Genomic DNA, 17753 nt, shown 5'->3' on the forward strand with positions numbered 1-17753 from the left:
ATCTGTTTCGGATATGGCGTTTGTGTAGTATTGAAATTTAGTAACACCGCTAATTCTTGTCCTATAAATCTGAAACCTTGTAGCAGAACGTAGACGACTAATGTTAAATCTAGTAACGTTGAGCGGTAAAAAATCAACGTGAAAGCACAGGTATTTAGAGGTGTAAATCAACTCTCCTACGAAGAAATCCCCGTACCCAGTCTCGAACCAGATGAAGTGTTGGTACAGGTGCAAGTAGTTGGCTTATGTCAGTCAGATATTAAAAAAATTCGTTATCCTCTCTATGAACCACCGCGCATCTTTGGCCATGAAACCGCCGGAATTATCGCCGCAGTAGGTTCACAGGTGTCAGGTTGGCAGGTAGGACAACGGGTAGCAGTAATGCACCACATCCCCTGTATGCGTTGTGCCTACTGCATGAATGATAACTTTTCCATGTGTGATGTCTATAAAAACATTTCCACGACAGCAGGATTTAACGCCAGTGGCGGTGGCTTTGCTGAGTATGTGAAAGTTCCTGGTCATATCGTCCAGAATGGTGGATTAATTCCGATCCCCGACGATATCAGTTTTGAGGAAGCCAGTTTTGTTGAACCTACCAACTGCTGTTTAAAGGCAGTGAAAAAAGCTCAAATTGCCCCAGGACAAACGGTATTAGTGACCGGTGCAGGGCCGATTGGCTTAATGTTTATCATGTTGGTGAAGTATTTCGGGGCAAAAGCGATCGCCACTGATTTATTACCCTCTAGAATCGAAAAAGCCATCAATGTCGGTGCAGAAGCCGCCTTTGATGCCCGTGATCCCGATTTAGCAGCCAAAATTCATGCCCTGACTGGCGGATTAGGCGTTGATGTCACATTGTTAGCCGTACCTAGTGATAAAGCCTTCTTTCAAGCCCTAGACTGTACCCGCAAAGGTGGCAAAATCCTATTTTTCGCCGAATTTCCCGATGAAGTAGAAATCCCAATTAATCCCAACATTCTCTACCGTCGAGAAATTGATTTAATGGGTAGCTATAGTTCCTCCTACCGCCTACAAAATCTTTCGGCCGATATCGTATTTAATCGTCGCATAGATGTAAAAGCCTTAATCAGCGATCGCTACCCCCTAAAAGATTTATCAGCCGCCGTAGATCAAGCGATCGCACCTACGGCAGAAACTTATAAAATCCTCATTTATCCGTAAATTGGGGACTGGGGATTGGGGATTGGGGACTGGGAAGATGGGGAAGTGTGGGGAGTGTGGGGAGTGTGGGGGGAAAGATTTCTTCCCTATCCTCCCACTCCTCCCACTCCTCCCACACTTCCTGCTTGCCCCCTGCCCCCTGCCCCCCTGCCCCCTTTCTTAATTCAGGGTCATCCCCCTCTCCCCCTCTATGGAAATACCGATTACATTACTGATAGTAGCCTTACTAGCTTTGTATGTAGCCTGGAATCTCGGAGCGAATGACGTTGCTAACGCAATGGGAACTTCCGTGGGTTCTAAGGCGATTACTCTCAAGCAGGCACTCATTATTGCTGGGGTCTTAGAATTCACTGGTGCGGTTTTATTTGGTCATCAAGTGACAGCTACCCTTGCAACCAAAGTAGCCAATCCTGATTTATTTGCCGCTACACCCCAAGTTTTAGCCATTGGCATGATGACAGTGTTAATTTCTTGTGGTGTTTGGCTACAAATTGCCACAACCAAGGGCTTACCTGTATCCTCCTCCCATGCAGTCGTCGGTGCGATCGCAGGTTTTAGTTGGGTAGCTTTAGGCGCAGGGGCAATTGATTGGTCAACTATCGGCTCAATTACTATCGGTTGGATTTTGACACCAGTTATCAGTGGAGCGATCGCCGCTTTATTCTATAGTCAAATCAAAAACTGGATTTTGGATCAACCTCATCAAACCAAACAACTACAAGAGTGGATACCCTGGCTAAGTACAGTCCTCATCGGTGTATTTGGCGTAATTGTTCTACCTCCCTTCACTCTACCCATCAACAATTTTTTAACTACCCAATTCGGCATCCACCTCCCCCCCCAAGATATCGCCCTAGTCATAGGTGCAGTAGCTGCCGTTGTATTGACTGTTGTGAGTTGGCGACAGCTTGAAAAGGTAGGGGGCAGGGGGCAGGGGGCAGGGGGCAAGCAGGAAGTGTGGGAGGGGTGGGAGGTGTGGGAGGATAGGGAAGAAATCTTTCCCCCCACACTCCCCACACTCCCCACACTTCCCCATCTTCCCAGTCCCCAATCCTCAGTCCCCAATCCCCTAGAAACCCTTTTCGCCCGCTTTCAAGTATTAAGTGCCTGCTTTGTTGCCTTTGCACATGGTTCCAATGATGTGGGAAATGCGATCGCGCCTGTAGTGGCGATCGTTTATATTGTTCGCACTGGTCAAGTACCCACCAATGCTATTAATATTCCTGTGTGGATTTTAATTCTTGGCGGTGTGGGAATAGTTGGCGGTCTTGCTGTCTGGGGAAAAAACGTCATTGCGACTATTGGCGAAAATATCATCGCCCTACAACCTAGTAGTGGATTCTGTGCTGAACTCGCCACCGCTACTACTATTCTCATTGCTTCTCGCCTGGGTTTACCTGTTTCTACTTCTCATGCCCTTGTTGGTGGTGTAGTGGGGATCGGTCTAGTGCAAGATATCAAATCAGTGAAGTTTCAAACTCTCAAAGGCATCGCTACAGCTTGGGTAGTGACTGTACCTCTAAGTGCGGTTCTCAGTGCCGTAATCTTTAGTATTGCCAGGATGATTATTTTTTAATATCAACTATTTTTATGAATAATAATTAATATTTTTGCAGATTTTCCGGTTGTGGTCTGCTTTTAGCATAAACACTAGAATGTATTTTGGCAAAATGGCAGCTAATTCATTACAATACTTCTTAAAGGAAATAATTTTAATTTCTTCCTTAACAGAAGATATAAACTGTTATACAAGCTACATTCTATAGAAAGTTACAGGTAACTTTAAAACCCTAGTATTTATTGAGCAATCGGTAATATATTGGCAACCACCTAGTAATCCCTATTGCTAAAAACAAGACAATTATTGATAACGAGTCATAAATTTTCCTCTGAAAAAATCTTACTGAGGCAAACCGAACAGAAAATCAGACTGATGAGTGACAAATTATTCTGTGATCTGAAAACAGACGCAGTATAAATAAGCTGTGAGTTAACCAAATTAGGATTTTAGATTTAAGGTTTTGGCATGATTACACCCACTCTGAGGTGACAGCTTGGGGACTTGAGATTTGTTTTACCAATAGGAATCCGGCTTGAACCATCAGGAAAAATCCAAAATCTAAAATTCGGAGGGTCAAATAGTATGCTTTGCCAATACTGGGGTAAGCATGACAAAATGGCGTTGATATCCGTAAGTCCTGTTAAGATTTTTTCTTTAATTTGACAAAATACCAGAAACTTAGTATTAGCACCACGCAATTTGACAAGAAGCAGCTTTATCGTCAAGGTGTATAGAGGTTAGAAACTAATGGGGCGATTTGAGAAGCGACCAGACAACCCAAGAGTCAGAGGCGACATCTCCAGAGCCGCAGAATCAGCTCTGTGGGCTGTCGTTGAGGATTTAGAAAGTATCCAACAAAGTTTACTTAAGTCCTTACAAGATGAAATTAAAAGATTGCAAGGCGAAAAAGAGCGTTTATCTGAGGAAATTAACCAATTAATTGAAGAGAAAGAACATTTACAAGAAGTTAGACGAATTACAGAACAGCAGGTGTTAATCCGGCAGCTGTCAGAAGCTCTAGCTAAACACATTTGTTCTCAACTGCAATCTTCTTTAGCGAAGATTGCTAGCCAAACCGAAAGTCAAATTGCTGCTCTCAAGTCGGCTCAAGTCGTGAACTCTGAGAATAACAACTTAGAGCAAGCAGAAAAAATGCTGGGTAATCTAGACGATAACCTCACCATCACTTTTAATTCCCTACAACAAGAACTCAAAAATTATCAAAACAATCTTTCCCAACAGTTGTCGCGGATGTACAATCAGCAGCAGCAAGGGGAAACTATTCTAGAAGACTTTGTCAGTCAGCTGCGTAATGAACTCAGTCAAACTATTCAAGAAGCTTCACAGCTAGCCGCTAAATCATCTCTACCTACAGTCATCCAACCGGCAGAAGTTCCATCTTCTAATGTTAGTCCTGTCGTTAACTTATCTCCCCCTACAGTCATCCAACCTGCGGAAGTCCCATCTAATACAGCTTTACAAGCCTCTCAAACAGTAGAGCAGGTTTTTTCCCAACCGATAGAACCTCAAGAATCTATAACTGCTCCCTCCGCACCAGTTATCATTCCTCCACCTGCACAGCAACCTGTTACATCTACAGTTACACCACCCAGTGAAGTCAAATCTCCACCACCAGAACCAATTTCTGTGCTACAGCCAGAAATCTCTGCACCAGAGATCACCCCTATAGAAATTCCATCTTTGCAGCCACCAGAACCGATTTCTGTATTGCAGCCGTCAATACCTGAGACTCAGATTACATCCCCACCACCAGAAAAACTGCCAGAACCTGTTGCAGTAACTCAACCCAAACCCCCATCTAATCAGGAAAAGGCTCAAGAGCCGATTTCTGTACTGCAAGCAGATGTCCCAACTAAGGAAAATCCGGCTCCTGTAGTTAGACCATCATCAAAACGGGGATCATCACCGCCGCCAGCTAGATCCCGTCGTTCTTCTAATTTATCTACAGTTCAGATTGGTTTTTTGCTGATAGTTGCGTCGGCTGTGATGTCATCACTGTACAACGTTGCTATCAAGGGGATGTTTTATAAAACCTCTCAAACAACCTCGGCTGTCTTGGAAATTGCTGGCTTAATTGCACCAACAGTGGGAAATATTATGTTAATTCTCACTTTGCGCTTGATGGTGGTAGTACCATTGATGATGCTGTTAGCTCCTATGATGCACCCCCAAGTCTGGGAGGACTTACAAACCCTCAAGCAATCTTTTGGGAAAAATTCTGGTTCTCCCCGTAGTAGGCGACAAAGCGGTTTGCAGTTAATTATCGCTAGTGGTTGCTTTTTGTTTTTATCCCAGGTTTTGATTTACTTTGCCATTGGTCAAGTCGCTACAGGAACAGCGATCGCTCTATTCTTTATTTATCCCGTCATTGTCAGTCTTTTATCTTGGTTTTTGTTGCGCGATCGCCCCAGTGGTTTCCGCACTACCGCTTTAGGTGCCATCTTTGGCGGGGAATTACTGGTGTTTGGCGGTGCTTTCATTGCTAGCGGCATGAATAACAATAATTTACTGGGAGGGATCACGGCAATCTTAGCTGGAATAGCTTTTGCTTGTTATTTGCTCTTAACTAGAGCTTGTGCCACTAAAATACATCCCGTCTCTTTGACATTTGTCAACTTCGCCACTATGTTGGCTTTGAGTTTCATCTTTTTAATGTTGCCTTTACCCAATAATTGGAGTCTTGCCGTTGATCCCTCTAAGGTACTGGAAATCGTTTTAAGTGCAGCGATTTTAGGGGTCTTGACGCTCGTCGGCTATGTGTGCAATCATCTGGGGGTTGGTAAGTTAGGTGCGCCGCGATCGGCAGTTATTGGTGCTGGTGTACCGATTTTGACAGTTATTTTTGCTGGCTTAGTCCTCCAAGAAACACTCAACATTGTTCAAGTTTTGGGCGTGTTATTTGTTACTTTTGGAGCAGCTGCCTTTAGCTTTGGTAAAGTGAGAAATCCTAACCCATCCTCTGGAACAGAAAATTAATTCTCTGGTATTAACTATTGTCTTAATCCATAAATTTTGATAGCAGGAATTTCATCTCTCTTTTTGATACCCTCAAACTCCCAACATCATGCACAAAATTCTTAGTGTTCATCTTTAACCAAAGAATTTATACCATTGATGGAGAAATTGGTAATTAAAATGCAACCGAAAGCCTGGAGTAAAACCTGAAGCTATGCCATGACAAGTATTTTACTCATATCGCTATTTAACAATTACCAACTAAGTTAGCCCAGTTAACATTCATCCTTTTTAGTTTTATCTTAGTCCCATAAAGCTCAATGTCATGGAATTTTGATAATCAGATTTTGTGAATCCTTGTCTAGTGCTGACCCAGTTTAAATATTAAAAAATAAAAGATTAAAAATAAATTAATTCACATAATTTTAATGACATGATATCTGAAGATAGAATATTATGTTGTGAGCAAATAAACCGTATGGCGACAGTCGAAAGCTCTACCTAACTAAGCATCTGTGATTTTCCCTCTATGCAAGGAACTCACTTGCCACCAATCAGCAGGGATGTCGCACTTCATGGTAAGAAAAATCGCCCTACTTTTTAGACGTTCAATAGGTTGCCAAGTGGCTATCTGAGAGTAACTGCTCCTTGTGGTCTCTGAGAATATACCGATTAGCAAGTTTTTCCAGAGTCCGCAAGTCACTGACAACCTGAAACGTTCTGGAACGGTAAATCCAGTAACTATATTCAATTAACGCTATCTTCCAAACTTGGTAGATAGCCAAAGTTGTTGGAGATAATTGTTACAGAGAGTTACTAAATAAAGGGCAACAGAAAATCCGGATATAGCAGAAAGTCCTTGTAGGTTACTTATTAGAGCCATAGATTATATAGTTCGTTAGTGCCTGACAAAGCTATCATGGGTAAATTCTGGCAGTTAAATCGCTATTTTTCGGTAAGATACAGAAATAATTCTCGTAGTCTCACGATTACTACTCGTACCGAACTACAGTATGGAGGAATGGGTAATTTGAATACAAATTATTAGTTACGAAACCCATAATATACATTCTGGCGTGGAGAGAACACCTGCCATTAGGTGTATTGCAATTACTTTTTTAAACTAACTTAGTGTGTATTCAACTATTTGTAATTTATGAGTAACGATATCGATCTGATCAAACGTCTTGGCCCCAGTGCGATGGATCAGATCATGCTATACCTGGCCTTTAGTGCCATGCGGACAAGTGGGCATAGACATGGCGCGTTCTTAGATGCAGCAGCTACCGCCGCTAAGTGTGCGATTTATATGACTTATCTAGAGCAAGGTCAAAATCTACGGATGACAGGCCATTTGCATCATCTAGAGCCGAAACGAGTCAAAATTATCGTTGAGGAAGTCAGACAGGCTTTAATGGAAGGCAAACTGTTAAAGATGTTGGGTACACAAGAACCCCGCTATCTGATTCAGTTTCCCTATGTTTGGATGGAGAAGTTTCCTTGGCACCCTGGTAGATCCAGAATTCCTGGGACTAGTTTAACCAGCGAAGAAAAGAAACAAATTGAGCAGAAATTACCCAGTAATTTACCCGATGCTCAGTTAGTCACATCATTTGAGTTTGTCGAGTTAATTGAATTTCTCCATAAGAGATCGCAAGAAGACTTGCCACCAGAACATCAAATGCCTTTGAGTGAGGCCTTAGGAGAGCATATCAAACGTCGTCTGCTCTACTCAGGCACGGTGACACGAATCGATTCACCTTGGGGAATGCCTTTTTACGCCCTGACTCGTCCCTTTTATGCTCCAGCTGACGACCAAGAGCGTACCTACATCATGGTAGAAGATACTGCCCGATATTTTCGGATGATGAAAGATTGGGCAGAAAGAAGACCGAACGCCATGCGTGCTTTAGAGGAATTAGATATTCCGCCTGAAAGATGGGAAGAAGCCATGCAGGAATTAGATGAAATCATCAGAGCTTGGGCAGACAAATATCATCAATCTGGAGGTATCCCCATGATTTTACAGATGGTATTTGGCAGAAAAGAAGATTAAAAACAAATCAAAAACAGTGATTTGTGCAACCAACCTAACAATCAGTAACACCACGAAAACGTTCCTCAACATCACAAACGAGCATCTGCATAGCAGCTACAAACGAGATTTTGCTATCTTCAAAACAAGTGGGATCTCAGACTTTGGGATAAATTGGCTGAACTAGCAGATAGCTATCGTCTGTGCTAGATTTAAGTTTTAATGATTTTGGTTAAGCAGAACTCGTCTCAGAAACCTGCAAAATCAATATATCAAACTGTAATAATTTTTCGCTACACTGGGCTGATTTTATATCTTGCCACTTACTTTTAGATTTTGGATTGATCCCCAGCAATCAAGCCAGGGGTTTGGAAGATTTTTAAATTTTGGATTTCGAGGTGAAGATGCAAAATCTGCCTGGTAAAGTTCTGATCGGAGGAAACATCCGATCAAAACTTTCGGCGAAATCTAAAATCTAAAATTCGGTCATTAGTTGTCTAAATATTTAGATACCTAGACTTTGAAAAACTGTTTGACCTTCAACATTAGAATTTGGATGGTGTGTTTGGCTGCACTGGTGAGAGTGAAGTAGGTGCAAAACCAGTCACGCGATCGCTACCATTAATACAGGTATTCAACACCTCATTAGGCGCAAGCTTTGTCTCAGCGCGCAAACCAACGACACACTCAGCAAAACGCACTGGTAGTAAACTGCGTCCGCAGTAGTTCAGCACATCTGGATTAATTGCTTCTTGAGTATTCTTACTAACTGAAACTACACAGGTAGCTAATTCCTTTGGTCGTCTGGCTCTGGTGCAGGTAGTTAAGGCATCATTAGCACTAATTTCTGTGCGTTGATCAATGAATACCACACAAGCCGATAAGTCTGTGGGACGCAAAGCTTCAGCACAAGCTTGTGAAGCCGCTTGCTCACTTACGCCAACACCTAAAAGTCGGCCTGTACAGGCGCGATAATCATTATATGTAGTAGCCATACTAGGGAAGCTCATCACTACAGAGCCACCTATAGCTAATACTGGTGCGATCATCCGAATCATACTAGTTTTCCAGTCCATTTAGGATTTCCCCCCACTAACCTGTGTTCTGCACATTGCGATCGTCTGAACACTCAAAGTTATGCTAACTCAAATGTGCAACAAATCTTTGGCTAATCAGGCAAAACCAAAGAACAGGAAGAAAAATCTTTTATTTTGGGGATTGGGGATTGGGAAAGCAGGGGGGCAGGGAGCAGGGGGAGAAAAACTAATGACTAATGACTATCGACTGTTGACTATTGACCATTGACTAAAAATTATTTTTGCAATTCTCAATAGCGAGTATTTATAATAGTATGTCTGGGTAAAATTTAAACAGGATTAGATTAAGGAAACTCATGTCCCGATATAGAGGGCCACGGCTTAGAATTGTACGTCGCTTAGGCGAATTGCCAGGATTAACTCGTAAGAGCGCAAGACGCGCTTATCCTCCAGGTCAGCATGGTCAGAACCGCAAGAAGCGTTCTGAATACGCTGTCCGTTTAGAAGAAAAGCAAAAACTCCGTTGTAACTACGGTTTAACCGAAAAGCAGTTACTACGTTATGTGCGGAAAGCTAGACGTGTAACTGGTTCTACTGGTCAAGTGCTGCTGCAATTGCTCGAAATGCGCTTGGATAATACCGTTTTCCGCTTGGGTATGGCTCCCACCATCCCAGCTGCTAGACAGTTGGTCAGTCATGGTCACGTCACAGTTAACGGTCGTGTAGTAAATATCCCCAGCTATCAAATTCGTCCTGGAGAAGTAATTGCGGTCAGAGACAGAGCGCAATCTCGGAAGTTGGTGGAAACGAATTTACAATATCCTGGTTTGGCAAATCTTCCCAATCATTTGGAATTTGATAAAAACAAACTGGAAGCTAAAGTAAACGGTGTTATTGAACGCGAATGGGTAGCTCTCCAAGTTAACGAACTGCTGGTTGTGGAATACTATTCACGACAAGCCTGATATACTCCCATCGCCAACTGCAACAGCAGTGTGGCGTGGGTTCATGTTTGTTTACTATGCTTTTCGCCACCTTGTAATCAAAATTTCAACGCTGATTGGCAATTTTGTGATCCTGCTTTGTCAATTTAGCGGTTTTTTTATGTCTGTGCTTAGGATTTCTTTTCGTTGTTGGCGATGTTTAACGTGGTGATTTGGCTGTCTCAATCTTCAATAATGCTGTAGTTCTAAGGACTAAAGTCCTGACTACAAACTTTTTTACTCCACAAATTTGAGATTTTCTCAGTATTTTGGCAAGCTGGCAGATGATATTCTTCCCTGAGATGGTTGAAAATTATCTGTGATTGAATGGTAATGTCGCTCAAAGAGATTTTCACTCAGCAATTGACGAACTGATAAATACAAAGCTGACTCTAATGGAGATGCGATCGCCTGTTTGACATGGTACTAATATTTGAGTCAGCTTATATACTCCCCAATAACTATGCAATTAATTTTCTGGCAGGGTATAACTCATGCTCAGATAGCTTCCGTTTTATCCACACCCATTAAAGACCCAGTACCAGTATTTTTGATGATTTTGGGGATTATGCTAATTGCCCCGCTATTATTTGAGAAAATTCGGCTACCAGGAATTGTAGGTTTAATTTTGGCAGGGGTGTTAGTCGGCCCTAATGGCTTGGGATTGTTGGCGCGAGACAGTACCATCGTCTTGTTAGGCACTGTGGGCTTATTATTTCTCATGTTCATGGCTGGTCTAGAAACTAGCTTAGATGACATGAAATACAACGCAGATAAGGCAGTAATCTTTGGGTTAGCTACTTTTGCTGTACCGATGGTGTTGGGTACAGTAGCCATGATGAGTATTGGTTATGGGGTTTTACCCGCAATTTTAGTGGCTTCCTGTTTTGCTTCCCATACCCTGCTAGCATTACCCATTGCCAGTAAATTAGGTATTATGCGTTCTCAAGTGTTGACTACGACTTTAGGCGGCACTTTAATTACTAATATTTTGGCACTATTGGTGTTAGCTGTAGTAGTCCGGGCGCATCAAGGTAGTTTAACTTTGAGTTTTTGGTTATTTTTGATCCCAGCCTTGATAGTCTACACTTTTTTGACTTTATGGGGTGTACCCCGTATCGGTCAGTGGTTTTTTCAGAGATTTGGTCATGATGAAGGGGCGGAATTTACCTTTGTTTTAGCTACCTTGTTTGTGGTGTCCTTTGGGGCAGAATTGGTGCAGATCGAACCAATTATTGGGGCGTTTTTGGCGGGGGTAGCCATTACCCAACTGATTCCCCAACTTAGCCCGTTGATGAACCGCATTCAATTTATTGGTAATACCTTATTTGTTCCCTTCTTTTTGATTTCCGTGGGGATGCTGGTGAACCCTGGGATTTTGATTAAAGATCCGCGATCGCTGTTAGTATCCGGTGTGATGGTAGCTGTGGCTATTGTGGCTAAATATCTACCTGCTTGGGGTGCGGGTAAGTTATTCGGCTTGGATTTTAACAATATTATGGTGATGTTTGGGCTATCGGTAGCACAAGCCGCATCAACTTTGGCAGCCATCACCGTTGCTTATAACATTAAGCTAGTCGATGAATTAACGGTAAATGGCACAATAGCCATGATTTTAGTTACCTGTATTGCTTCGCCTTGGGTAACAAATCAATGGGGACGCAAACTCAAATCAGAATCCGTGAATGTGCAGAAATTAGCAGATGATCATATAGGCGATCGCGTTTTAGTTCCGGTAGCTAACCCCAGTACAGAAGATAATCTCCTCAAATTAGCGATTATTCTCGCTAAATCAGCCAATGGAACGCTGTTACCTCTCCATGTTTTACTCGAAGAAAATACCCCTATTTCCCCAGAAGCGAAAACCAGACAAAACCAACTATTATCCACAGCCGAAATGATTGCTCATGCAGCCGTGGCAAATGTTGACCCCATTGGGAGAATTGATGAATCTATTGATAAGGGTATTGCCCGTGTAGCAGAAGAAAAACAAGCCAGCGTCATTATTTGTGGTTGGAAAGGCTACTCTACTTATCAAGAAAACTTATTTGGCAGCGTGATAGACCGGATTGTACAGCGTAGCAGCGTCCCTGTGTTGGTGTCGCGTTTTCCTTTACCTATTGAACACACCAAGCGGGTATTGTTAGCATTCACCACCGAACAGACACGAGAAAATTCTTTTAACCAAAGTATTGAACTGGCCAAAAGTTTAGCCGCAGAACTCAAAGCCTCTCTTCAGTTATTACAAGTTGTCTCAGCTAAGGTAAAAACAGGCGATTTACGCAATGTTGAACTACCACCAGACACACCGATTCAACAAGTACGAGGTAATTTCGTCAGACAGGTTTCACGATTACTCAAAACCAATGACTTACTGTTGTTAAATGGTGGAGTCGAACACAAAACCCAACTCATGGCTTTATTTGGTAAAGCACCAGAAGCGATCGCTCATAATCACCCAGAAATTGCTATGATTATTGCTTACTTTCCGTAAGGGTATATGGGTGTAGGGGAAAAGCAGAACAAAGTTTAGCTCAATTCTCTATTCCCGATTCCATTTCCTATTACTTAGGCATTCTTGAATTTTGAATTTTGAATTTTGAATTTTGAATTGATTCATGATTTACCCCGTCATTTGGCAGAATAATTCAGTCATACTAATTGACCAAACCCGTTTACCTAATGAGTATGCTGTGGTGGAAATTCACCGTAGCGAAGATATGGCGAAGGCAATTAAAACAATGATTGTGCGGGGTGCGCCGGCGATAGGTGTGGCTGCGGCTTACGGGATGTATTTAGGGGCGCGGGAAATTGTCGCTAGCGATCGCCAAGAATTTCTCACACAATTAGAAAAAGTGGCTGATTTATTACGTGCTACTCGTCCTACGGCGGTAAATTTATTCTGGGCGATTACTCGAATGCTGCAAACTGCCCAAACCACCCCAGGAACTGTAGAAGAAATTAAACAGGTTTTACTCCAAACCGCCCAAGCCATCAACGCGGAAGATGTCCAAACTTGTCAGGCGATGGGGGATCATGGGTTGCAAGTATTGCCCAAAACACCCGCAAAGCTGACAATCCTAACTCATTGTAATGCTGGGGCTTTGGCTACTGCTGGTTACGGTACAGCTTTGGGTGTAGTGCGTTCTGCTTGGCGTGAGGGACGTTTAGCGCGGTTGTTTGCAGATGAAACCCGTCCCCGCTTACAAGGTGCAAAACTTACAGCCTGGGAAGCCGTGCAAGAAGGTATTCCCGTAACTGTAATTACTGATAATATGGCAGCCCATTGTATGCAGCGAGGTTTAATTCATGCTGTGGTTGTGGGTGCAGATCGGATTGCAGCTAATGGTGACACTGCTAATAAAATCGGCACATATAGTTTAGCGATCGTCGCTAAAGCTCACAATATTCCTTTTTTTGTAGCAGCACCCCTTTCGACAATTGATTTTGAGTTATCGAATGGGAGTCAAATTCCCATTGAAGAACGTCACCCAGAGGAAATTTATCAAGTTGGTGATACCATTCTCACACCATCTGGGGTGGAATTTTATAACCCCGCTTTTGATGTCACCCCAGCCGATTTAATTACCGCCATCATCACAGAAAATGGTGCATTTGCTCCTCATGAATTGAGCAATGCCAAGATGGGATAGGAAAGAGAAAAATTTGAGATTTTTTGTTCTTATCTAATCAGGGTTTTGCAAGTCATTAAAATAAATATTTGTAAATATATATTGACATTATCATTTGTTTTCTAGACAACCGAATCTAGAAGAATAATTTGTCATACAAATATTTATGAATAAATTAATTATTGCTATTTCTGTAATTTCTACATTGGTGATTAGTGGTTGTAATGTGGAGATTAATCATAATGTACAGGCGACTCCTAGCACTCAAGCAACGCCAGAAACAACACCAAGTCCTACTCAGGAAAGTAGTACCCCAGAGAATACTGTCACAGCTTCAGAAACACCTGAAAGTGGTGAACCTAATGATAGTCCCACGGAAGCTGAGAATTCACAGCCAGAAGTTGGCACAGTGAAAGAGTTAGTCAATGGTGATTTGAAATGTTATGTCACTTTAATAGATGAAAATGGTACGGAACATAATGTAGGTGCAACTTTTGAAATTTGTGCAGAAGAAAGCCAATTTTTAAATCAAAAAGTCCGTGCTACCTATGAAGTTGTCAAAGTCAATGATTGTCAAAGTGTTGAACCTTGTGGAAAAACTCGTGATGAATCTTTAATTACCAAAATGGAAATTTTAGATAATTCTTCAGACAATGAATCTGAGAATCAGTGAAATAAGTAGAACATGGTAAATAATTAAATATTTGTGGAGAGAAATTTAGTTCTCTCTACGAGACGCTCCGCAAACAGAAAAGGACTAAAGTCCTTACTACGAACTGAAATCTAGTATTTTTATATTGCTTAATTCTGGTTTTTTCTAGTCGTTCTACTTATCAGAGCTAGTGACAACTCAAATGATTTTTATATAAAACAATTAAGTTGTTTTTGTGTTTTTAATAGAATATGCTGTGCTGTGCCAGTTTTGGCAGCTTTCTTTAACCAATATTTAATCTCATGAGCATTGCCTAAAAAATGGTCTGCTTTCGCGATATAGCAACAACTGTACGCCATATCAGTGAGATCATTTCCTTCTTCTGTTAAAGGTAAAAGCATTTCTTTACCTTCACTGTATCTACCTAATTCTATTAAAATTGCTCCTCTAGTTCCTTGAATAGTTTTAATATCACTAGCTAGGGATAATGCTTGAGCAGACCATTTATCAGCTTTTTGAAGGTATTGTGTTTGTTCATGATCAATCACAAACGTTACTAAAATATCAAGGATATAAAGTTGATCTCTAATGATGAGATGATCATTCATTAAAATTTGCTCAAATAATTGCATCGCTTGGTCAAAATTACGTTTTTGTAATTCTGCCATAGCTTTATATAATATATGTAATGTTTTTAAATCGTTATTAAAAAATTCATTTGCAGCATCATCTCCATTTTTTGTATATCTGGCTAAACCTAACTTTTTCTGAAGAAATTGCTCATTAGTTTTAGTTAAAGCATCTAATATTTGTTTACCATCAGTGGGATGACTCCTGCCGTATATATTGGATTCATATGGCAAAAGATTGCCAGTAAATAAAAAGAGCTCATATACACTTAAAAAGGCTGCTGGATTGTATTCATTAAAAAAGAGGTTGCCGTATTTGCCAAAAACCATGATGAATATAAACAATAAACCATTCATCATTGGCCCGGCTAAATACATAAATATCAACTTAGGCTTCAAGTTTTCTAAGCTCAAGTTAGAGGTATAGGTAATACCACCACTGGGAATCAAACAAAATTCTATTTTGGATTCTAAAAATTTGAAGTCTAATATCCTCTGTCCACTGCCGATTTTGACAAAATGGGGATTAAATCCCACTATTTTAGCCGCTATAAAATGCCCCATTTCATGGCAAAAGATGGAAAAATAAAACCATATGCCAATAAGTAATAACTCCATTGACCATATACCATTGTTTTCATCTATTAGTATTCCCAGTTAGTTAATTATTTTTTTAAGTAAAAATACGAAAAAATGGCAATCTCAGCCTAATGAATATTATTGAAGTAGCAGCTAAGACAACTATTAGTTAATAATAAAATGCTGTTCCAACAGGGTAAATTCTCATGTATCCTGGTCAAACACACGTAAATTTCTATTTATGGTTCAGCAAACTTATATAACTGATGTCTTAGTTGTTGGTGGTGGAACTGGCGGGACGGCTGCGGCTATCCAGGCGGCGCGTCGCGGTGCTAAGACTATCCTGGTGAGTGAATTTCCTTGGTTGGGGGGAATGTTAACATCTGCTGGAGTATCCGCACCTGATGGCAATGAATTAATGGCGTTTCAAACAGGAATATGGGGAGCATTTTTACAAGAATTACAACAACGACAACCAGGGGGATTAAATAACAGTTGGGTGAGCTTTTTTAGTTATGATCCCCGTATTGGAGCAGAAATTTTTGCTGATTGGGTGAAAGAGTTAGCAAATCTGCAATGGATTTCTGGAGAAGTCCCCCTAGAAGTATTCAAGCAAGATAACTGTGTTACTGGTGTGCGGTTTACAGATTTTACTGTTGAAGCCAAAGTGATTCTTGATGGGACGGAGTTAGGAGATTTACTGGCTTTGGCAGATATACCTCACCGTTGGGGTTGGGAATTAAAGTCGGAGTGGGAAGAACTCAGCGCGCCTGTTGAATTTAACGCCATTACTGCTAAATATCCCGTACAGTCACCGACTTGGGTTGTCTTAATGCAAGATTTTGGTGCAGATGTTGCACCAGAAATTCCCCCAGCACCAAATTATGATCCTGCATTGTTTGTTGGTGCTTGGGAAAAATATGGTGCAGAGAAATTCTTGAACTATGGTCGCTTGCCGGGTAATTTATTGATGATTAACTGGCCTATTTGTGGTAATGACTACGGTGAAGGGGTAGGAAGATTAATTGATTCAGCACCAAATAAAAGTGATTTTTTACAGGAATGCCGTTGGCATAGCCAAAATTTCGCCCATTTTATTCAAAATCAGCTTGGTCGACGTTACGGTTTAGCAGAGCAAGTTTTTCCTCATAGCCATTCGGCTTTTGCTTTGCATCCTTATTATAGAGAGAGCCGCCGCTTGGTGGGACTTACGACTGTAAAAGAACAAGACATCCTACCAGTTACAGGGGGTAGAGTGGCTGAATTATTCCCTGATAGTATTGCGATCGCCAACTACGCTAATGACCATCATTATCCAGGTTTTGACTTACCACTACAACCCAAATCTATCCGTTGGGGAGGACGCTGGACAGGGACACCCTTTACTATTCCCTACCGTTGTCTCGTTCCAACCACTACAGATGGTTTATTAGTTTGTGAAAAAAATATTTCTGTCTCTCACATCGCTAATGGTGCAACGAGATTACAGCCTGTGGTTTTGGGTATCGGTCAAGCCGCAGGAATGGCGGCGGCGATGTGTGTAGAGTTAAATTGTCAGCCACGCGATTTACCCATCAAAGCTTTACAGGAAGCATTATTACAGGATCAGCACGCCCCGTCTGCTATTGTTCCGTTATTTAATCTTGACCCCCATCATCCCCAATGGCTGCAATGGCAAACCCATTATCTCCGTGAACCCCAAGCTTATCCATATAATGGCGACTGTCCCGCTTCATCAGTTGATAATTACTATCATTCCGAGTCTTACCTCGTATTAACACGGAGTGCAGACTGCTTTACAGGGATTTTCCAAATAGCAAATCAGCAAGATTACCGTTTTACGATCACGTCTCCACCTGTTAATGTGGGGCAAAATTGGCAGCTTGTAACTAGGCGATCGCATATAGACGCGCAACTGCAAAAATTAACTCATCAACAACGCATCACTGTTTGGGGCCATCTGAATCAAGCTGGTAACTGGTTATTAATAGAAAGCATTAAATTATATCCCAGCTAAAAAATTTTTCAGTAAAAAGGACTACTTTTTTTTAGAATTTTCCGGACTCTTTGCAAAAATCTCAGTAGCAGTAAATAAGAAAGTTCACAGAGAGAATTTTAAAATGCGTGCTGCTGTTCCACTTTTAATCTCCAGTTTGGTAGTTGTTTCCCTGACTTTTGATGTATCGCAAATGACAAATAACAATTTTTTTGCTTCATTTGCGAATACACAGAATGTTGTCTCCCTACACAAGAAACCTAAGCGCAACCAACCAGAAGATTCTGCACCTAACCGTGGTAGTGGCAGAAGAGATATCATGAGGTCTCAGTTTAATAACTACTTCCGTGTGTAGTATTCAGTCACTATGGCGTTTGCTCTTTAGTTTCTGTTCCATAAAAAGCAAACTCAACACTGTTGAACTCTTTTAATAGAATCTTTTGCAAGAAGAAAACCTTTAAAATTTTGGTTTTATTACCAATTCACAA

At 41.4% G+C, this 17753-nt stretch carries 13 protein-coding genes; 10 read left to right on the forward strand and 3 right to left on the reverse strand.

Going from position 1 to position 17753, the window contains the following annotated elements; all coding sequences use genetic code 11:
* Positions 1-138 precede the first annotated feature (138 nt).
* From CLI64_RS24820 to CLI64_RS24830, 3 genes are all read left to right on the forward strand, one after another.
* Positions 139-1185, forward strand: coding sequence for a zinc-dependent dehydrogenase (locus tag CLI64_RS24820; protein WP_103139733.1), 1047 nt, complete (start codon positions 139-141; stop codon positions 1183-1185).
* 190 nt (positions 1186-1375) lie between these two features.
* Positions 1376-2761: an inorganic phosphate transporter gene (locus CLI64_RS24825; RefSeq protein WP_192881595.1), complete on the forward strand. Its 1386-nt coding sequence runs from the start codon at positions 1376-1378 to the stop codon at positions 2759-2761.
* A 732-nt stretch (positions 2762-3493) separates the two neighbouring features.
* Positions 3494-5743, forward strand: a complete 2250-nt coding sequence (locus CLI64_RS24830; RefSeq protein ID WP_103139734.1) for a DMT family transporter — start codon at positions 3494-3496, stop codon at positions 5741-5743.
* A gap of 587 nt (positions 5744-6330) precedes the next feature.
* Here the strand turns inward: CLI64_RS24830 and CLI64_RS31705 are convergent.
* Positions 6331-6507 carry a hypothetical protein gene (locus tag CLI64_RS31705; RefSeq protein ID WP_225977427.1) on the reverse strand — a complete coding sequence of 59 codons (177 nt, stop codon included), beginning with the start codon at positions 6505-6507 and terminating at the stop codon, positions 6331-6333.
* A gap of 371 nt (positions 6508-6878) precedes the next feature.
* Here CLI64_RS31705 and hetR point away from each other — a divergent pair, with 371 nt between their 5' ends.
* The gene (gene hetR / locus CLI64_RS24835) at positions 6879-7778 is read left to right on the forward strand and encodes a heterocyst differentiation master regulator HetR (RefSeq protein ID WP_103139735.1); all 900 of its coding nucleotides are present in this window, start codon (positions 6879-6881) and stop codon (positions 7776-7778) included.
* Positions 7779-8302: 524 nt separating this feature from the next.
* Here hetR and CLI64_RS24840 read toward each other — a convergent pair.
* Positions 8303-8833, reverse strand: coding sequence for a hypothetical protein (locus tag CLI64_RS24840; RefSeq protein WP_103139736.1), 531 nt, complete (start codon positions 8831-8833; stop codon positions 8303-8305).
* A gap of 317 nt (positions 8834-9150) precedes the next feature.
* Between CLI64_RS24840 and rpsD the strand changes: the two genes are divergently transcribed.
* The 4 genes from rpsD (at position 9151) to CLI64_RS24860 (ending at position 14082) form a co-directional block, all read left to right on the forward strand.
* Complete coding sequence (gene rpsD, locus CLI64_RS24845; protein WP_103139737.1) at positions 9151-9759, forward strand: 30S ribosomal protein S4; 609 nt, start codon at positions 9151-9153, stop codon at positions 9757-9759.
* 481 nt (positions 9760-10240) lie between these two features.
* Positions 10241-12271, forward strand: coding sequence for a cation:proton antiporter (locus CLI64_RS24850; RefSeq protein ID WP_103139738.1), 2031 nt, complete (start codon positions 10241-10243; stop codon positions 12269-12271).
* A gap of 124 nt (positions 12272-12395) precedes the next feature.
* A complete protein-coding gene (gene mtnA / locus CLI64_RS24855; protein ID WP_103139739.1) occupies positions 12396-13430 on the forward strand; it encodes an S-methyl-5-thioribose-1-phosphate isomerase in 1035 nt (344 codons plus the stop codon).
* A gap of 145 nt (positions 13431-13575) precedes the next feature.
* Positions 13576-14082, forward strand: a complete 507-nt coding sequence (locus CLI64_RS24860) for a hypothetical protein (RefSeq protein ID WP_103139740.1) — start codon at positions 13576-13578, stop codon at positions 14080-14082.
* Positions 14083-14270: 188 nt separating this feature from the next.
* On the opposite strand, the gene CLI64_RS24865 is transcribed toward CLI64_RS24860, so the two are convergent.
* On the reverse strand, positions 14271-15308 hold the full coding sequence (locus tag CLI64_RS24865) for a M50 family metallopeptidase (protein ID WP_103139741.1): 1038 nt from the start codon (positions 15306-15308) through the stop codon (positions 14271-14273).
* A 202-nt stretch (positions 15309-15510) separates the two neighbouring features.
* Here CLI64_RS24865 and CLI64_RS24870 point away from each other — a divergent pair, with 202 nt between their 5' ends.
* Positions 15511-17286, forward strand: coding sequence for an FAD-dependent oxidoreductase (locus tag CLI64_RS24870; RefSeq protein ID WP_103139742.1), 1776 nt, complete (start codon positions 15511-15513; stop codon positions 17284-17286).
* Between the two features lie 103 nt (positions 17287-17389).
* The gene (patX, locus tag CLI64_RS24875; protein ID WP_103139743.1) at positions 17390-17620 is read left to right on the forward strand and encodes a heterocyst-inhibiting protein PatX; all 231 of its coding nucleotides are present in this window, start codon (positions 17390-17392) and stop codon (positions 17618-17620) included.
* Positions 17621-17753 lie beyond the last annotated feature (133 nt).

The organism is Nostoc sp. CENA543 (assembly GCF_002896875.1).
In the GTDB taxonomy this organism is placed as follows: Bacteria; Cyanobacteriota; Cyanobacteriia; order Cyanobacteriales; family Nostocaceae; genus Trichormus.